Genomic DNA, 16942 nt, shown 5'->3' with positions numbered 1-16942 from the left:
ACCAAAAATCCAAACCCAGGATTTCTGGTTGTGGAGACTTATGCTCCGGTTATTAATCGCTTTGCTTCGCTCACTTACTTAGGACAGCTGCGTAAAGCAGAAGTCTGCACGTAAGCACCTCGGAGAAAAATTCCAAAACCGGGAATTTCCCTCCGAGGAGACTTACGCTCCGACTTCTAATCGCTTTACTCCGCTCACTTACTTTTAGGAGGATAAAATGCAACGAGCAATTTTTTTGGTCAGGTCAATTCAAGGTATCAGAAAGCCAACGTTTCGAAGCCGCTTGATGGCCTTGGCCAACAGTAATTACCAAATTGTTGTGCTACTTGCAATGACGAATTTTGATGAAATTTGGCAAGCCAAGCGCGAATTTAAATTGATCAAATTACCGGCTGAGACGCAGAACATCAGGTTGATTAATTTGGCTGATATTTATGCGGATCATGACGGAATTGCGTTAAGTGATGACGATTATTTGACGCCAGATCTTACCCAATTGAAGAGTTATGAGTCTCATGCCGGTAAATTGCCGGTGACCCGCTTCGTGGGGGCCGACGGTAATATTGTAGCTGAAACCTTATTTGGTGAGGATTCAACTAGACTACATACAATTTTATTTGATAAAAACAGCCGCATTATTCAGATTAATAATTACGATGATGCTGATAAACTCTTTGGAATTGAAAAATATACCAATAATTTATTAGATGAAAGCTTATTGTTGAATGCCAAGGGGCAATTGGTCTTTAGATTTACCAACTATTTGCAACCACAAAAAACGACGTATGATCTCACGGATTCATCAGTGATTCCGCTGCCAGCTGAGTTAACGGCGCTCCCAGGCCAAAAAGACGATGATATGTTGAAAAGCTACGAAGCCCAAGGGGCGTCAACAATTACCAAAGCTGTTTCGTATACGAATTATCGCCGTTACGATGATATCAATGCATTCTACCATCAAGTGCTGCTTAACATGGACCTTGAAAATGCACAGACATACGTCGACATTGATCACCTGGTTGAAGCTGCCAAATATTTGCCAGGTAAACGAATCTTTAACTATTAAGGGGACATAAAATTGCGAGCGATACTTTCCGGAGTTCATCAAAAAAAGGGACTTCAAGTTTTAGAATTTGAATTGCTGGATGTGACCGGCTCTTTGGAGCAGGCCTATATGTTATTTGTTGAAAAAAACAGTTTAGCCTCCATCATGAAGCCAATCACCAAGGTTCTCAATCATAATATTGTCCGCGTTAATATTGATGCTCAGGACTTTCATTTTGACATGGCCGACCAGACTGAATTTGAATGGCAGATCTTTATGGTCAACAATGGTGTCGATCATACCAATGTGATTCAAGTTGAAAGTGAATATTTGAGTGATCGTCACCAGTTGGAACTAACCAGTTACTATCAATTCAACAGCGATGCGCAAGGGATGGCACTGTTTAACATTCGGACTCACCAGTCTGATGAAGATTTCATGATTAACTCGGTTAACTTGACGGATACTGACCTGGAGTTGACGGGTTACAACAAGATTAATGGAATCAAGATTAAGAACCAACGGATTATTTTGAGAAACCAAACCAATAATGGCAAGTTGGAATATCCGGTTTCTAAGAGGATGTTCCAAGGGATGTTCACCGTCTCAATTCCGCTCACAGATATTCCTCAGAATTCAGTTGGCGAATTGTATATCAAATACGATCTTGAGGGCAACGAGATTACTCAAAGATTGATCATTTCGAAATCACTGAGTGGCCAGTCCACCATTGCCCAGTTACCTGGTAACCGGATGATCACCTTAGAGAAACGGTTTGATAACGGTATTTTAGTTAAAGAATTTCTTGGTGCGTCCTTGCTGCAAAAGATTGGCGCTGCCGGTGGCAAAGCTCATGGGGTCATCGATGTCATCCGAATGGTTCAAGATAAATTAAATCTTGCCAGAATGCGGTTCTTATTTAGATCAGGCCATTCGCCATACGAAAATACGACAATTATTTTTGAAAGTTTTGGCGGCCGGCAAGTGAGTGACAGTCCGTATGCGATCTATAAAGTGTTCAAGACACTTTATCCTGGAATAAATATGATCTGGTCGATTGACCGCTCACAGAAATCGTTCTGTAAACAAAACGGAATTGCTTACGTGGTTCGCCGGACTAACAAGTGGGTACGAATACTTGAAAAGTCTCAATTCTGGATCAGTAATGCCCGGTTCCCAACTTGGGTCAAGAAGCCAAACTATGTCACTTATATTCAAACTTGGCACGGGACGCCACTGAAGAAGTTGGGATTGGATATCGAAAATGTTTCGATGCCAGGCACAACAACTGCTAAATATCATAAGAACTTTGTTAGGGAAGCTAATCGTTGGGATGCCTTAGTATCACCTAACGATTACTCGACTCAAATTTTCCGGTCGGCCTTTGGTTTTAACAACCAAATTTTGAAGATTGGGTATCCTCGAAACGATGAATTAATTAATACAAATCCCGATGAGATTGCTGCAATTAAAGAACAACTTGGAATCCCGCTGGACAAAAAAGTTGTGATGTATGCGCCAACTTATCGAGACAATCAATTCGCTGAGAAGGGCAAGTATACATTTGAACTGCCATTTGATTTGGACGATTTCCGTAAATCATTTGGGGATGATACGGTCTTGATTTTGAGAATGCACTATTTGATTTCGAACGCTTTAGACATTTCGAATTATTCTGATTTTGTGTATGACTTCTCAAATTATCCAAACATCAGTGACTTGTATCTGGTATCAGACCTATTGATCACTGATTACTCTTCCGTGTTCTTTGACTACGCTTATTTGAAGCGACCAATCCTCTTCTATCCATACGATTATCATTTGTATAAGGAAGAACTTCGTGGATTCTATCTTAACTACGAAAAGGATTTACCCGGTAAGATTGCTGGAAACTCAAAAGAATTGTTAGCAGAAATTAATCATGCTTTGGCGCATCCAGATATGAGTGCCAACCAAAAATTCATGAACTTCTATAATCGTTTCTGTGCAATTAATGATGGTTTAAGTTCACTGAAAGTGGTTAATTATGTGATGCACCAAATCGAAAGCGTCTAGGCAGGTGTGTTGAGCAGACAAGACGGGCTTGAACGAAACGGATCAATTATTCCTGATGGGATAGTTGGTCCTTTTTGTTAAATGACCGGAATCAATCGTTTTGGCTGCTTTTCTACTAATAACGGAGACGATCTACGCGAATGATTATTGATCGGAGATTGACATATGGTCTAGCCTTTTTCGCATGGATTCTGGGAACAAATCGCTTTTCGTGACAATTTCAATCTCAAAAGCATCCAACTATTCAATGTTCGACACTTACGCTGGTAAAATCATAACCACAACTAGGAGCGCGGCCGAAAACGTGTTAAAATTAATGAGTTATTGACTCGTCTGAAAGGAAGTTAACATGAATACCCAACAATTAAAAAAGGAAGACAGCACCCGGCGCACTTTTGCGATCATTTCTCACCCCGATGCCGGAAAAACGACCATCACCGAACAATTGCTTTTGTTTGGTGGGGTTGTTCGAACTGCAGGTACCGTTAAGGGCCGAAAGACCGGTAACTTTGCCAAATCCGACTGGATGGAAATTGAGCAGAAGCGTGGAATTTCCGTTACCAGCTCTGTGATGCAGTTTGATTATGCAGGCAAACGGATTAACATTTTGGATACGCCAGGGCATGAGGATTTCTCCGAGGATACTTATCGGACTTTGATGGCCGTTGATTCCGCCGTCATGGTGATTGATTCAGCTAAAGGAATCGAGCCGCAAACTAAAAAGTTATTTCAAATTTGTAAGATGCGGGGGATCCCCATTTTCACATTTATGAACAAGCTTGACCGCGATGGCCGCGAACCTATGGACTTGATTGATGAATTGGAAAATGTTTTAGGCATTGACGCTTATCCAATGAATTGGCCGATCGGAATGGGGAAGACCCTCGATGGGATTTATGATCGTTATAATCATCAAGTTGAGCTATATAATCATGATCATGATAAGGACAGCACAATTGTCAAATTGGATGATCACAATAATCCGATCGATGATCCAGAACTGGCTGAAAATGATCAATTTCAAGATACTAAAGATAATATTGACTTACTGGATATGGCCGGTAATAAATTTGACGAAGCTAAAATTGCCACGGGAGATTTAACACCGGTATTCTTCGGTTCAGCCTTGGTAAACTTTGGAGTTAAGACGTTCTTTGACGCTTATTTGAAATATGCACCAGCTCCAAGTGCCCATAAGACCGAGGAAGGCGATGTGGTTGCCCCCGATGCTGATCGCTTCTCTGGATTTGTTTTCAAGATTCAGGCTAATATGAACCCTAGTCACCGGGATCGAATCGCTTTTGTCCGAGTTTGTTCCGGCGAATTCGAAAAGGGGATGGATGTGAACCTCTATCGGACCAAGAAGAAGTTGCGGTTGTCGAACGTGACTGAGTTTATGGCAAATACGCGTGAAAATGTTAAGACGGCAGTTGCCGGTGATATTATCGGTCTTTATGATACTGGAAACTTTCAAATTGGTGACACGATTTATACGGGTAAATCGCCGATCGAATTCGAAAAACTCCCACAATTTACACCGGAGCTGTTCGTGCGGGTTTCTGCAAAAAATGTCATGAAGCAAAAATCATTTCATAAAGGAATTGATCAACTCGTTCAAGAAGGGGCCGTTCAGATCTATACTTCTTACACGACCAATGATTACATTCTGGGAGCCGTTGGTCAGCTGCAATTTGAAGTGTTCCAGTTCAGAATGAAAAATGAGTATAACTCTGAAGTTAATATGGAATCCCTTGGTCATAAGATTGCCAGGTGGATTGATCCAGACCAACTTGATGAAAGAATGTCATCATCGCGGAATTTACTGGTGAAAGATCGGGCCGGCAATCCATTATTTTTGTTTGAGAATGAATTTGCCTTGCGATGGTTCAAAGATAAGTATCCAGATGTAAAATTAACTTCTAAACTATAATTTTCGGAAAGAAGAGATTCACACATGGCTGCAAAACATTTATCAGCTTGTACCACAATTTTGGTAGGTAAAAAGGCTTCGATCGACGGGTCGACAATGGTTGCTCGAAATGATGACACATTTTTGCCACTGACACCCCAACGGTTCTACGTTGAACCGGCCGTTTCTAATCGTGACGAAGTTTGGGTATCTAACCAAAATGGTTTCAAGGCCCCATTACCCAAAAATGGTTACCGGTATTCATTGACCCCCAATGCGGACGTTGCCAAAGAAGGCGTATACGCTGAAAGTGGATTCAACGAAAAAAACGTTGCAATGAGTGCGACCGAAAGTGTTTATGGTAACGAACGGGCTCTTGCCTATGATCCGTTGGTCAAAAATGGATTGGCGGAAGACTCTCTTCAGTCAATGGTTTTGCCATACATTGACTCAGCTCGAGATGGCGTTAAGTATCTTGGCAATTTGATTAAAAAGTATGGGTCACCAGAAGGCAACGGTGTGATTTTTAGTGATCACGACGAAGTTTGGTATATGGAAATTGTAACGGGACACCATTGGGTTGCTGAACGAATTCCAGACGATGCTTATGCAGTAGCAGCCAATCAAGTTGCCATTCAACAAGTCGACTTTAATGATTCGGACAATTTTATGTATTCAGACGGGATTCAAGAGTTTGTTGAAAAATACCATTTGAATAATCACAAAACAGGTTTTGATTTCCGGCGGATTTTTGGGACGGATAACGAAAAAGATCGGCACTATAACACGCCTCGGGTTTGGTATGGCCAACGCTATTTCAACCCTGAAATTGAGCAGGATCCAACTTCATCTGACTTACCTTTTATTTGTCATACAGATAAGAAGATCACGGTTGAGGATATTGAATTTGTCTTGGGGTCTCATTTCAATGAAACTAAGTATGATCCTTTAGCACCAGGCAACGAAGATACGAAGACACTGTTCCGACCAATTGCGATGAATCGGACGCAAAACTCCCATGTCTTGCAGATCCGTAATGACGTGACGGGCGGCTGTTCGGCAATTATGTGGCTCTGCTTTGGGGTGCCCGCATTTTCACCATACGTGCCATTCTTTGCTAATGCTAATGATACGGACGAAAGTTATGCCAACACACCATTGCACTGTGATGATGAAAGTGCATACTGGATGTATCGAAAGTTGTCAATGTTAGTTGAAACTCACTATTCAGAATTTGCTCAAGATGATGTTGATTTCTTGACGGATTCAAAAGAAAAGCTTCGTCGCCATGTTCAAGATACGATCGATGAAGCAAAGGGTTTGAAGGGAACTGAATTGACGAATTATTTGACCGAGCAGAATCATCAAGTTGTTAAGATGATGAGAATTGCAACGGAGCATTTCAATCATCAGCTGATTGAAAAGGGATTAAACCTTTCGAAATTAACCTTTGAGTATGATAAGAACCTGTAGTCTGAAAAAATAGCAGCCTACGTTCACCTTCAAGGAGTGGTTGCTTGCAATTTGGCGTTTGAAGGCATTATCATGCTAGAGGCCTAACAATTTAATACAATGAAATAAGGGCCCCCGACCAAAATCCCAAGTGTGGATTGATGGTCAGGGGCCCTTTGTGGTGGACAATTTTTAATTTTTTGAGACATTTGCTAAAGTATTTTCAATTACTTGGATCAAAACGGCTATTTGTTAGGCTCACAATTTCATTCATCAACAGTCACATAATTTCTGGGAATCACTGAATGATCGGCTAATTCATACCAAATTAAATCCTGATCGTCCACAATTGTTGCGACTATCGAGACTCTGCTGCCATCAAGTAATTCATTAGTTTGAGTGCCATAAGGTTGGTCAAACAACGCAACCGAACGCCCTGGGACAAAACTAATAGTTCCAAACAACCGAACCGGATTGCGGGATGTTTCGGTAATTGGTCCAACAACTTCTTGAACTGGTGGGTCACTTGGTTCAAGCTGATGGTTTTTAATCCATTCAAAGCCGCCAATATTTAACCAGCTGGTGTCGTTTGAAGTAATGACTCTGCCAAAGACTTTTAAAACCAGGTTCTTTGGCAACCCAGTTCGTAGGATGTGACCGTTGGGCTCATCAAACACATCGTGGTGGCGGGTTAACTTGACGTAATATTCAACTTGTTGAACCGTTTTCCAGTCGGCCCGCCGATAGGCAAAAATGACTTTTTGAATGTCAGTGTTGAAATGGCCCAAAGTATTGCCTGTACTGGTGATCAATCGATAATTAGCCACGTTTGGGGAATCAATTTGATACTTCTTCCCCAATTTGTCACTCAAAATATTGACAGATTGAAGAATGTTGCCGGTATCCGTATCCACAGAATAGATGAGGACTGGCTGACCTTGGCGCAACTCGTAATGAACGGTGATTTCTTGGTCATCATCTTCAAAATGACTTGTGAAGTCATCAATGGCAGTGATGAAATAGTCCGCAAACGTTGGAAACCGAAACTGTAAACGATCACCGCTAAAGCCAGTTAAAATGTCTGCGGGGCGGATTTCCTGTTGATTTTCATCCAAATAAAAAATGGAAATTTGTGATTGTTGTCGGTCTTCGTAGCTGAAGTCGGTTTTGGCCGGCGCTTGATCAACTGGTTGCGGTTCTTTAACCTGATGATCAGCAGGGGCCGGTTGCACTTCTTTATTTTGGCGGCTATCGGTGGACTGAATTGAGTCAGATCCGGGATCTACGTTAACCATTTCCCGTTTGTGTCGCCGGGAATGGTTGCGACGATTAATGCGATTTTGCCGCGCTTGGGGACGAATGGGGGGGAAACTATTCAATTTTCGTCTAAGCCAATCAATCAGCGTCATTTCGTATCTCCTAAAAGGTTCTATACAAAATTATATCATAATCTAAGGGACTGCGAAATCAAGCGCTTCATAATTGGTGAACAATTCTTTATGGCAAATTCTATGTACTAAAAAAGTGGTCCGAACAAGTTGTTCGAATCACTTTTTTGATCAATTATTGATCACTTTTAGTTGAACCACTTGATTTAGTGGCAGGTTTTGCTTCACTGTCAGTCTTGATGACGATGTTTCCTTTACGATCAACATCGGCAGTCAAGCGAGCAGCACCTTCATGGTCAAGATAGTAATCAGCGACTTTATCTTCAACCTGCTCTTGGATCACTCGACGAAGTGGTCGGGCACCCATTGCCGGATTGAATCCTAATTCAACCAACTTAGCCTTGGCTTTATCAGTCACGTTAATGAACAATCCTTGTTGGGCAAGCATGTTGTTAACATCATCGATCATCAGCGAAACAATCTTCTGGAGATTTTCCTTTGAAAGTGGGCTGAATTCAACAACGTCATCGAAACGGTTTAATAGTTCCGGTTTGAAGTAGTTGGTCAACTTGTCAATGATTGAGTGGGTCTTACCGGTAGCCGCAGCCCCAAAACCAACGTTGGCTTCGGAATCACCTTGGCCGGCGTTACTCGTCATGATAATGATGGTATCCTTAAATGAAACCGTCCGTCCTTGGCTATCAGTCAAACGACCATCGTCAAGAATTTGAAGGAACATATGAAGAACATCAGGATGGGCTTTTTCAACTTCATCCAGCAAAATGAGACTGTATGGGTGACGACGAACTTGTTCAGTTAACTGACCAGCTTCTTCGTACCCAACGTAGCCAGGAGGTGAACCAATCAACTTAGCCACTGAATGCGGCTCCATGTACTCAGACATGTCAAACCGGATCATGGAATCCTTTGAACCAAATAGTTCATAGGCGAGTTGCTTAGCTAATTCAGTTTTACCAACTCCGGTAGGGCCGACAAATAGGAATGAACCGATTGGCCGGCCGGTTCCATTGAAGCCAACCCGGTTACGACGGATAGCCCGGGCAACCTTTTCAACAGCTTCGTTTTGACCAATGACGTGCTTTTCAAGGTTAGGAGCTAAGTTGCGAAGTTGTTGCTGTTCCTTGGCTTGTAATTCACCAACTGGAATTTCAGTCTTCTCTTCGACAATCTTTTCCATGTCTTCTGCAGTTACTTGGGGGGTATCTGCGGAATCAACGCTGCCGTTTTCCTTGGTCTTTTCAAGCTTACTTACTTGATCACGATAGTAAGCGGCTTTTTCATAATCTTCACTCTTCAAAGCGGCTTGTTTCTGCTTCTCAGCATTTTGAATCTTTTCGTCAACCGTGTGAGGATCAACCGCATTAATGGTCAAATTCTTTCGAGAGCCGGCTTCATCGAGTAAATCGATGGCCTTATCAGGTAAGAACCGATCTTGAATGTAACGGTCGGACAACTTAACCGCTGCCTTAATCGCATCATCCGTGTACTTAACGTGGTGGTAATCTTCATAACGTTTCTGGATACCCTTCAAAATCTTGATCGATTCCTCTGGTGATGGTTCCTCAACTGTCACTGGTTGAAGTCGACGAGCCAAAGCTGAATCTTTTTCGATATCACGATATTCTTTTAACGTTGTGGCACCGATTAACTGGAATTCGCCACGGGCAAGCGCGGGCTTTAAGACGTTACCGGCGTCCATGCCACCCTCGGCATTTCCGGCACCAACAATTTCATGGATTTCATCAATGAATAGGATGATGTCTGGATTGTCCTGAACTTCCTTGATTAATTGCTGCATTCTCTGTTCAAATTGGCCCCGGATCCCGGTTCCTTGAACAAGTGAAACGACGTCAAGGCGAATAATCTGTTTGTTTTGCAGCTTCGAAGGAACATTGCCAGAAACGATTTCCTGGGCTAATCCTTCAACAACAGCTGTTTTACCAACCCCGGCTTCTCCAATGAGGACTGGGTTGTTCTTGGTTCGACGGTTTAAGATTTCGACGACTCGACGGATTTCATTATCACGGCCGATAACCGGGTCAACTTTCCCATCTCTGGCAAGTTGGGTTAAATTGATACCATATTGGCCGAGAAGTGAGTTGCCATTTTGTTGAGGACCTCTTGGACCGCCACCGTTATTTGGTCCCATTGGTTGGGTAGGCGGAATTTCTTGTTGGGAGTTTGGATTCACATTTCCGTTTTGCATTGCGCGGAAAATGTCGTCTAAGCCACCAAATCCAAATGGATCTTGAGCCATATTTTGAGCACCTCCTGTGTTACGTTGTTTGTTCGATAGGAGTTGATAGCAATTTTGGCAAAGATTAATTGTTTGCTTTTGACCATTCACACTCGTATAAAGATGAATGGTTGCTGGATTCTTATGGCAATTTTGGCATAGCATTAATTGCTTTCCTCCTTTAATATAGAAAATAAAAGGACAACGAAGGATGAAGTTACTGACCAACTTTGACCTTTGAAATTATTATACAACAACATATGATGTAATCAAGTAATTGGACTGAACAGATCATTTAAGGAGATGATTAACCATTGGCAGACGATGTAAATTATGAGGAACAACTGAAGAAGCTAGAATCCGGAGAGCTTGATAAGATTGAAGTGCACCCAGACCACTTCATGGATTTCCAAGTGGCCTACATGAATTTCGACAAGCGCAAGCGGGTGATTGGGACCGCAAATCAAGGTGGCGTGGTGACATATGTTTTTGAACGCGACGAAGATGACAAAAAAACGCAATAAATGCTGTAAGCGGTTGATGTTAAGCTTGTATTTTGGTTGATATATTGCTATTCTAAGATGAGTAAGGAATAATTTTAACTTTAAAATTATTTTTCGGAGTTTATAAAACTGATCAGAGGAGAATGATTTATAATGGAAAAACGTGAATATAACATTGTGGCAGAAACAGGAATTCATGCTCGCCCAGCTACTTTATTAGTCCAGACGGCAAGCAAATTTAACTCAGATATTACCCTTGAATATCAAGAAAAGTCCGTTAACTTGAAATCAATTATGGGTGTGATGTCATTGGGTGTCGGCCAAAGTGCATCAGTAACAATTACTGCTGACGGCGACGACGAAAAGCAGGCAATTGCTGCAATCAGTGAAACAATGAAGTCTGAAGGACTCACTGACTAATTCATGTTCATTGTGATGAATACTAGACTTATAAATAACTTAAAAAACAAGTTGCTAACAGCTATAAACGGTTGATTAGCAGCTTGTTTTTTTAGTTTGAGTGGTTTGCAATACTAGAACTAAACCAATATAATTATAACGATTGTTACACCACAATGCCACTAGTGGTGTTGATGAGTGGCGATTGCCTGCTACCTTCGAAATACTAAACTGCACCACAAGAAAGGGGAGTTAGTCGTGAACATTGGAATTTTTACTGATACCTATTTCCCACAAGTGAGTGGGGTTGCCACCTCGATTCGAACTCTTAAGAACGAGTTGGAACGGCAAGGAAACCAGGTATACATTTTTACGACGACTGATCCTCACGTTGATAAAGATACATATGAACGAAACATTTTCAGATTTTCCAGTATTCCATTCATTTCCTTTACAGATCGACGGATTGCAGTTCGGGGCCTTTTTCAAGCTTATGAAATTGCTAAAGAGCTGAATCTAGACATCGTCCACACCCAAACGGAATTTTCGATGGGGGTGATTGGAAAGTTTGTAGCCAAGAATTTAAATATTCCCTGTGTTCATACTTATCACACGATGTATGAAGATTATTTGCATTACGTTGCCAATGGTAAGCTGCTCAAACCTGTCCATGTTAAGGAAGGCACTTTGGCATTCTGTTATCACTTGTCCGGCGTAATTGCTCCAAGTGATCGCGTGCTTGATAAGTTAACGGACTATGGGGTTAAAAGTCAGATGCGGATCATCCCAACCGGAATCGATATTGGCATGTATGCCAAAGAACTTCATACCGATATTCGAACCAAGTATCATATTTCAAAGGATACGCCGTTGATGTTATCCATCAGCCGGTTGGCCTATGAAAAGAATTTAGCCCAAGTCATTGACTGGGTTCCAGATATTCTTACTAAGGTTCCCGACGCAAAATTGATGATTGTCGGCGATGGTCCCGCCAAACAAGATTTGATGGATCAGGCTGATAAGCTGGGGTTAGCTGATCACGTGATCTTTACTGGCGAAATCAGTAATGACCACGTGAACGCGTTTTATCGGGCGGCAGATGTCTTTGTTTCTGCCTCTGAATCAGAGTCTCAAGGACTGACCTATATTGAAGCGATGGCTGCCGGCTTGCCCGTTGTTGTGACGACAAGCGACTACACGGACGCACTATTAAACAACCCGACGTTGGGGCAAACCTATCAGGATGCTTCAGGATACGTGGATGCGGTCGTTAACTATCTCACTGAACCTGTCCAAAACAACACGGGGAAAGCCAAAGGAATTTTACAAAAAAAGCTTAAGGCGATTTCTGCTGAAACATTCGCCGATCGGGTTGTCGATTTTTATCATAACGTGACGGTTGAACAGGAGTTGCCAAAAGATCCAACGATTAATATCGAATAATTACTGTTTCTAAAGGAGTTTCTATGCTTAAGATCAACATGTTCTCGACGGCCGACAAGGTTAAGGGCCAAGGCGTGGGTAGTGCTTACGACGAATTAATTGCGATGCTGAAACAGTACTTTCCAAAGGATTTTCAGATTACAATTAATAGTTATGCCAGAGCGGATATCAGTCACTATCACACGATTAATCCCAGCTTTTACCTGTCCACCTTTTCCAAGAAGCGGGGCCGAAAAATTGGATACGTTCATTTCATTCCAGAGACTTTGGAAGGCAGTTTAAAAATTCCTCAACCGTTTAAGGGAGTCTTTTACAAATATGTGATTGCGTTTTACAAGCGGATGGATCATATTGTTGTTGTGAATCCATCGTTTATTCCCAAGTTGGAGAAGTATGGCATTCCAAGTGAGAGAATCACTTATATTCCAAACTTTGTCAGTCCAACTGAATTCTATCCTGCTGACAATCAACGTAAACGCGAATTGAGGGCAACTCATGGTTACAAGCAAGATCGGTTTACGGTGTTAGGCAGTGGTCAAATTCAAACTCGAAAAGGGGTTTTGGACTTTGTCGAACTTGCCAAACGTAATCCAAGTGTCCAATTTATCTGGACAGGTGGCTTTTCGTTTGGAAAGATCACTGAAGGGTACGCGGAACTTGAAAAAATTGTGAAGGACCCGCCCAGCAATTTAGCCTTTCCGGGGATCATCGATCGTCAAAAGATGGTTGATTATTATAACATGGCCGATTTGTTTATCTTACCGTCATACAATGAGCTATTTCCAATGTCTGTCTTAGAGGCTTTTGCGACCAATACACCAGTCATGTTGCGTGACCTGGATTTGTATAAGTCGATTATTGACGGTTATTATTTGCCCGCAAAAGATGTCAATGAGATGAATGAGCAACTAGTTGGGCTTATCACCGATGACACCAAGCTGAATGAATTGAAACAAGTAACGAAAACGGCCAGTGAGCGATACTCAGAATCTCACTTGGCAAAAGTTTGGTATGATTTTTACAGGCAACAAGCTGAGGAAGGGTAACAATGTCACGAAATAATAAAATCACCCTATTCGTAATGGTGATCATTGGTGCTGCCATTCTGGCTTACTCGATGAAGGACATCAAGTTAAGCGTGCTAATTCATGATTTTTTCACTCTTGATCCGTGGTGGTTGCTGGTGGCATTTCTATGTATTTGTGCATACTTATTGATTGAGGGGTTCGTCACCAAAGTATTGGTTTCGAACCGGGTCGAGAATTTTACCTTCAAAGACGCAATCAGGGTGCCATTAGTTGAACAATTATTTAACGGGATTACCCCATTTTCATCGGGTGGCCAACCTGGGCAGCTCATTGTGATGCTCCAAACAGGAATTGATGGTGGCCGTGCGAGTTCGGTTTTACTGATGAAATTCGTTGTTTATCAGGCAATGATTGTCGTCAATTTTTTTATTAGTTTAGTTATCGGGTTTCATTTTGTTGCCAGTAAGTTGCATTTTTTGGCATTATTCGTGCTATTTGGTTTTTTGATCCATTTTTTTGTAATCGTAGGTCTCTTAATGATTATGTATTGGCCAAGATTTACTAAAAAAGTGACCAAGATTCTTTTTCATCCAGTAAAATGGTTTGTAAAGGACGAAAAATATTATGCCATGCGCGTTACCCTCTATGAAAAAATTGACAACTTGTATGAAGAAAGCATTCGGATTGGCCGGCAACCCAAGCTGTTATTAAAGGTCGTCGTGCTCACTTTCTTCCAATTATCGTTCTATTACCTGATTCCATATTTCATTATGCTCTCACTTGGCTATTACAACGCCAATATCTTCATGGTTACCAGTCTCCATATTATGATTGTCATGATTATTTCACTCTTTCCGATTCCTGGCGGGTCGGGTGGCGCTGAGTTTAGCTTCGAATCATTGTTTCATAGTTTCATTTCAAGCAATAGCAAGTTGGTACTCGCCATGATTCTCTGGCGGCTATTGACTTACTACTTCGGAATGGCTGCTGGGGCCTTTGCTTTATTAATCAAACCAGATAAAGTTGATGATTCTGATAAACCAGCTTGAATGGCTGCTTACCAGATATTTTTGGAGGAACAAAGATGATATCTGATAAAAAATATCGTTTTTCGAATATTTTGAATACTCGGTTGGGATTCTTCTTCCTGATCGTCATACTTTTTTGCATTAAAACGTATATTGTTTACCTAACCAAATTCTCGCTTGGCGTCAAGGGTGGGATGCAGGAGTTCTTGCTGGCAGTGAATCCAATTCCAGCGGCCTTACTAACGTTTGGAATTGCATTATACTTTAGTGGCCGACTTTCGTACTGGCTCATGATGATTGTCGATTTCTTGGAGACCATTTGGATTTTTGCCAATATTGTCTACTACCGGGAATTTTCTGATTTTCTGTCACTCGGGATCATTAAAGGAAGTGGAAACGTTCAGAATAATCTGGGGAAGAGCCTTGCTGAAATCGTTCGGTTTAGTGACTTCTTTATTTTCTTGGACATTTTAATTCTAATCGGATTACTTGTTTTCCACGTGATCAAGACAGATGCTCAGCCATTCAAAAAGCGTTATGCCCTTTTGATTTCGTTTATTTCGCTATTATTAATGGGTGGTGAGTATGGACTGGCCAATTCTGATCGGACTGGTCTTTTAACTCGGACATTTGATAATAACTATATTGTTAAATACTTAGGCCTGAATGAATACGCAGCCTTTAATGCGTACCAGACTCAAAAGGAATCGGCTACCCGGTCGCATGCAAAAGCAAGTGACATGGATAGTATTTTGAAATACTTAAAGCACACCAGAGCCAAACCCAATCCAGAGTATTTCGGTAAGGAAAAGGGGAAGAATGTCTTTATCATTCATTTGGAAAGTTTCCAGCAATTTTTGATTAATTACAAAGTGGATGGTAAGGAAGTCACACCACACATCAACAAGTTTTTCCGTAACAAGAATACCGTCAGTTTTGATAATTTTTATCATCAAGTTGCCCAAGGGAAAACTTCAGATGCTGAAATGATGTTGGAAAATTCACTTTATGGCCTGCCACAAGGTTCCGCAATGGTGACCTACGGCGCGCAAAACACGTATCAGGCAGCTCCTGCGATCCTCGATCAACGGGGTTATACGACCGCTGCCTTTCATGGGGATGTGCCCAGCTTTTGGAACCGGGACAGTACATATAAGTCCTGGGGCTATCAATATTTCTTTAGTTCACAGTATTACAAGATCAAGCCTTCATACAGTGTTGGCTATGGCTTGAAAGATAAGATCTTCTTTAGAGATGCCGCTAACTATATTCAACAATTACCACAACCGTTCTATGCAAAGCTGATTACGCTTACCAATCATTATCCGTATGAGTTGGACAAGAAGAATACCGATTTTCCTGCGACGACAACGGGTGATAAGACGGTTGATCCATACGTTCAGACGGCCCATTACCTTGACCAGGCATTCGCAGAATTTTTGAATTATCTTCGTAAGACTGGATTGATGAAAAATAGTGTCATTGTTGTTTATGGTGACCACTATGGGATTTCCAATAATCATCGACCGGCGATTGCCCAGTTACTACACAAGAAGTCTATTACGAATTATGATCTTGCTCAGTTCCAGAAGGTACCTTTTATGATCCATGCCGACGGACTAAAGGGTAAAATTGATCATAGTTACGGTGGTGAAATTGATGTGCTGCCGACTTTGCTACATCTGCTGGGTGACAAGAACAACAATACGATTCAATTTGGTACCGATTTGTTATCTAAGCAGCATGATCAGCGGGTTGCCTTTAGAAACGGGGACTTTGTTACCCCTAAGTATACGAAGGTTGGCAGCACGGTGTACCTGACTAAAACGGGTCAGGCAATTACGCCAAACGCCAAGCAAAAGAAGGAAATTGCCAGTATCCAAAACCACGTTACAACCGAATTATCACTTTCAGATCGAGTCATTTATGGTGATTTGTTACGCTTCTACACACCAAAAGGATTCAAGAAAGTGAACCGTAAGGACTTTACCTATCAATATACTAAAGGAATTGATAATTTAAAGAAGGCCCAAGAAAAACATCCAACCAGTATAGAAGCAAAGAATGGTGGTAAGTCGACTATGAATTTATATAAGACGGATGCGCCAGAATTGAAATAAGGTGATGGCTCTGAAAGACCAATTTATATTGATCTTTTGGGGCTTTTCTTGTTTTTAAAACCCACTAGAAGCATTTTATAAAATTGTTTTGAATTTATGCTTGACTGGAGCCTGAATTTTCGGTATATCTATAGATGCTGTTTCGAAGGTATGTCATTTCAACTTAAAAGTGATTTAAAAAAGTTTGTTGACATATTGATAGCAGCGTGGTATATTTAAACAGTTGTCGCGAAGGACATTGAGCCTTTCAAAACAGCGTTGTAGACCTTTGAAAACTGAACAAAATTTTCGACAAACAAATGTGCAGGGCGTTCC

12 protein-coding genes are annotated in these 16942 nt (G+C 41.5%); 10 read left to right on the top strand and 2 right to left on the bottom strand.

The genetic code is table 11. The features are described from left to right. Positions 1-217 precede the first annotated feature (217 nt). The 4 genes from FD12_RS05825 to FD12_RS05810 all read left to right on the top strand — a co-directional run bounded on the left by FD12_RS05825 (position 218) and on the right by FD12_RS05810 (position 6482). Positions 218-1066 (top strand): hypothetical protein, encoded by an 849-nt coding sequence (locus tag FD12_RS05825; protein ID WP_056982161.1) that lies wholly within the window; start codon positions 218-220, stop codon positions 1064-1066. Between the two features lie 12 nt (positions 1067-1078). Then, positions 1079-3100: a CDP-glycerol glycerophosphotransferase family protein gene (locus FD12_RS05820; RefSeq protein ID WP_056982160.1), complete on the top strand. Its 2022-nt coding sequence runs from the start codon at positions 1079-1081 to the stop codon at positions 3098-3100. A 349-nt stretch (positions 3101-3449) separates the two neighbouring features. After that, complete coding sequence (locus FD12_RS05815; protein ID WP_056982158.1) at positions 3450-5030, top strand: peptide chain release factor 3; 1581 nt, start codon at positions 3450-3452, stop codon at positions 5028-5030. A 24-nt stretch (positions 5031-5054) separates the two neighbouring features. After that, positions 5055-6482 (top strand): C69 family dipeptidase, encoded by a 1428-nt coding sequence (locus FD12_RS05810; RefSeq protein WP_054748552.1) that lies wholly within the window; start codon positions 5055-5057, stop codon positions 6480-6482. Between the two features lie 245 nt (positions 6483-6727). Here the strand turns inward: FD12_RS05810 and FD12_RS05805 are convergent, their stop codons facing one another. Both FD12_RS05805 and FD12_RS05800 read right to left on the bottom strand, forming a co-directional pair. After that, positions 6728-7870, bottom strand: coding sequence for a MucBP domain-containing protein (locus tag FD12_RS05805; protein WP_054748551.1), 1143 nt, complete (start codon positions 7868-7870; stop codon positions 6728-6730). Positions 7871-8024: 154 nt separating this feature from the next. After that, positions 8025-10271 (bottom strand): ATP-dependent Clp protease ATP-binding subunit, encoded by a 2247-nt coding sequence (locus FD12_RS05800; RefSeq protein ID WP_056982156.1) that lies wholly within the window; start codon positions 10269-10271, stop codon positions 8025-8027. 149 nt (positions 10272-10420) lie between these two features. Between FD12_RS05800 and FD12_RS05795 the strand changes: the two genes are divergently transcribed. The 6 genes from FD12_RS05795 (at position 10421) to FD12_RS05770 (ending at position 16627) form a co-directional block, all read left to right on the top strand. Continuing rightward, positions 10421-10630, top strand: a complete 210-nt coding sequence (locus tag FD12_RS05795; RefSeq protein ID WP_054748549.1) for a hypothetical protein — start codon at positions 10421-10423, stop codon at positions 10628-10630. A gap of 132 nt (positions 10631-10762) precedes the next feature. Further along, positions 10763-11029, top strand: coding sequence for a phosphocarrier protein HPr (locus tag FD12_RS05790; RefSeq protein ID WP_054748547.1), 267 nt, complete (start codon positions 10763-10765; stop codon positions 11027-11029). Positions 11030-11266: 237 nt separating this feature from the next. Continuing rightward, positions 11267-12451 carry a glycosyltransferase family 4 protein gene (locus FD12_RS05785; protein WP_082622177.1) on the top strand — a complete coding sequence of 395 codons (1185 nt, stop codon included), beginning with the start codon at positions 11267-11269 and terminating at the stop codon, positions 12449-12451. Positions 12452-12474: 23 nt separating this feature from the next. Continuing rightward, the gene (locus FD12_RS05780) at positions 12475-13497 is read left to right on the top strand and encodes a glycosyltransferase family 4 protein (protein WP_054748545.1); all 1023 of its coding nucleotides are present in this window, start codon (positions 12475-12477) and stop codon (positions 13495-13497) included. A gap of 2 nt (positions 13498-13499) precedes the next feature. After that, the gene (locus tag FD12_RS05775; RefSeq protein WP_056982154.1) at positions 13500-14528 is read left to right on the top strand and encodes a lysylphosphatidylglycerol synthase transmembrane domain-containing protein; all 1029 of its coding nucleotides are present in this window, start codon (positions 13500-13502) and stop codon (positions 14526-14528) included. A gap of 35 nt (positions 14529-14563) precedes the next feature. Beyond that, on the top strand, positions 14564-16627 hold the full coding sequence (locus tag FD12_RS05770) for an LTA synthase family protein (RefSeq protein WP_056982153.1): 2064 nt from the start codon (positions 14564-14566) through the stop codon (positions 16625-16627). Positions 16628-16942: the final 315 nt, after the last annotated feature.

It is taken from the genome of Lentilactobacillus rapi DSM 19907 = JCM 15042, from assembly GCF_001436255.1.
GTDB lineage: Bacteria > Bacillota > Bacilli > Lactobacillales > Lactobacillaceae > Lentilactobacillus > Lentilactobacillus rapi.
This window is presented reverse-complemented; position numbering and strand designations above follow the sequence as displayed.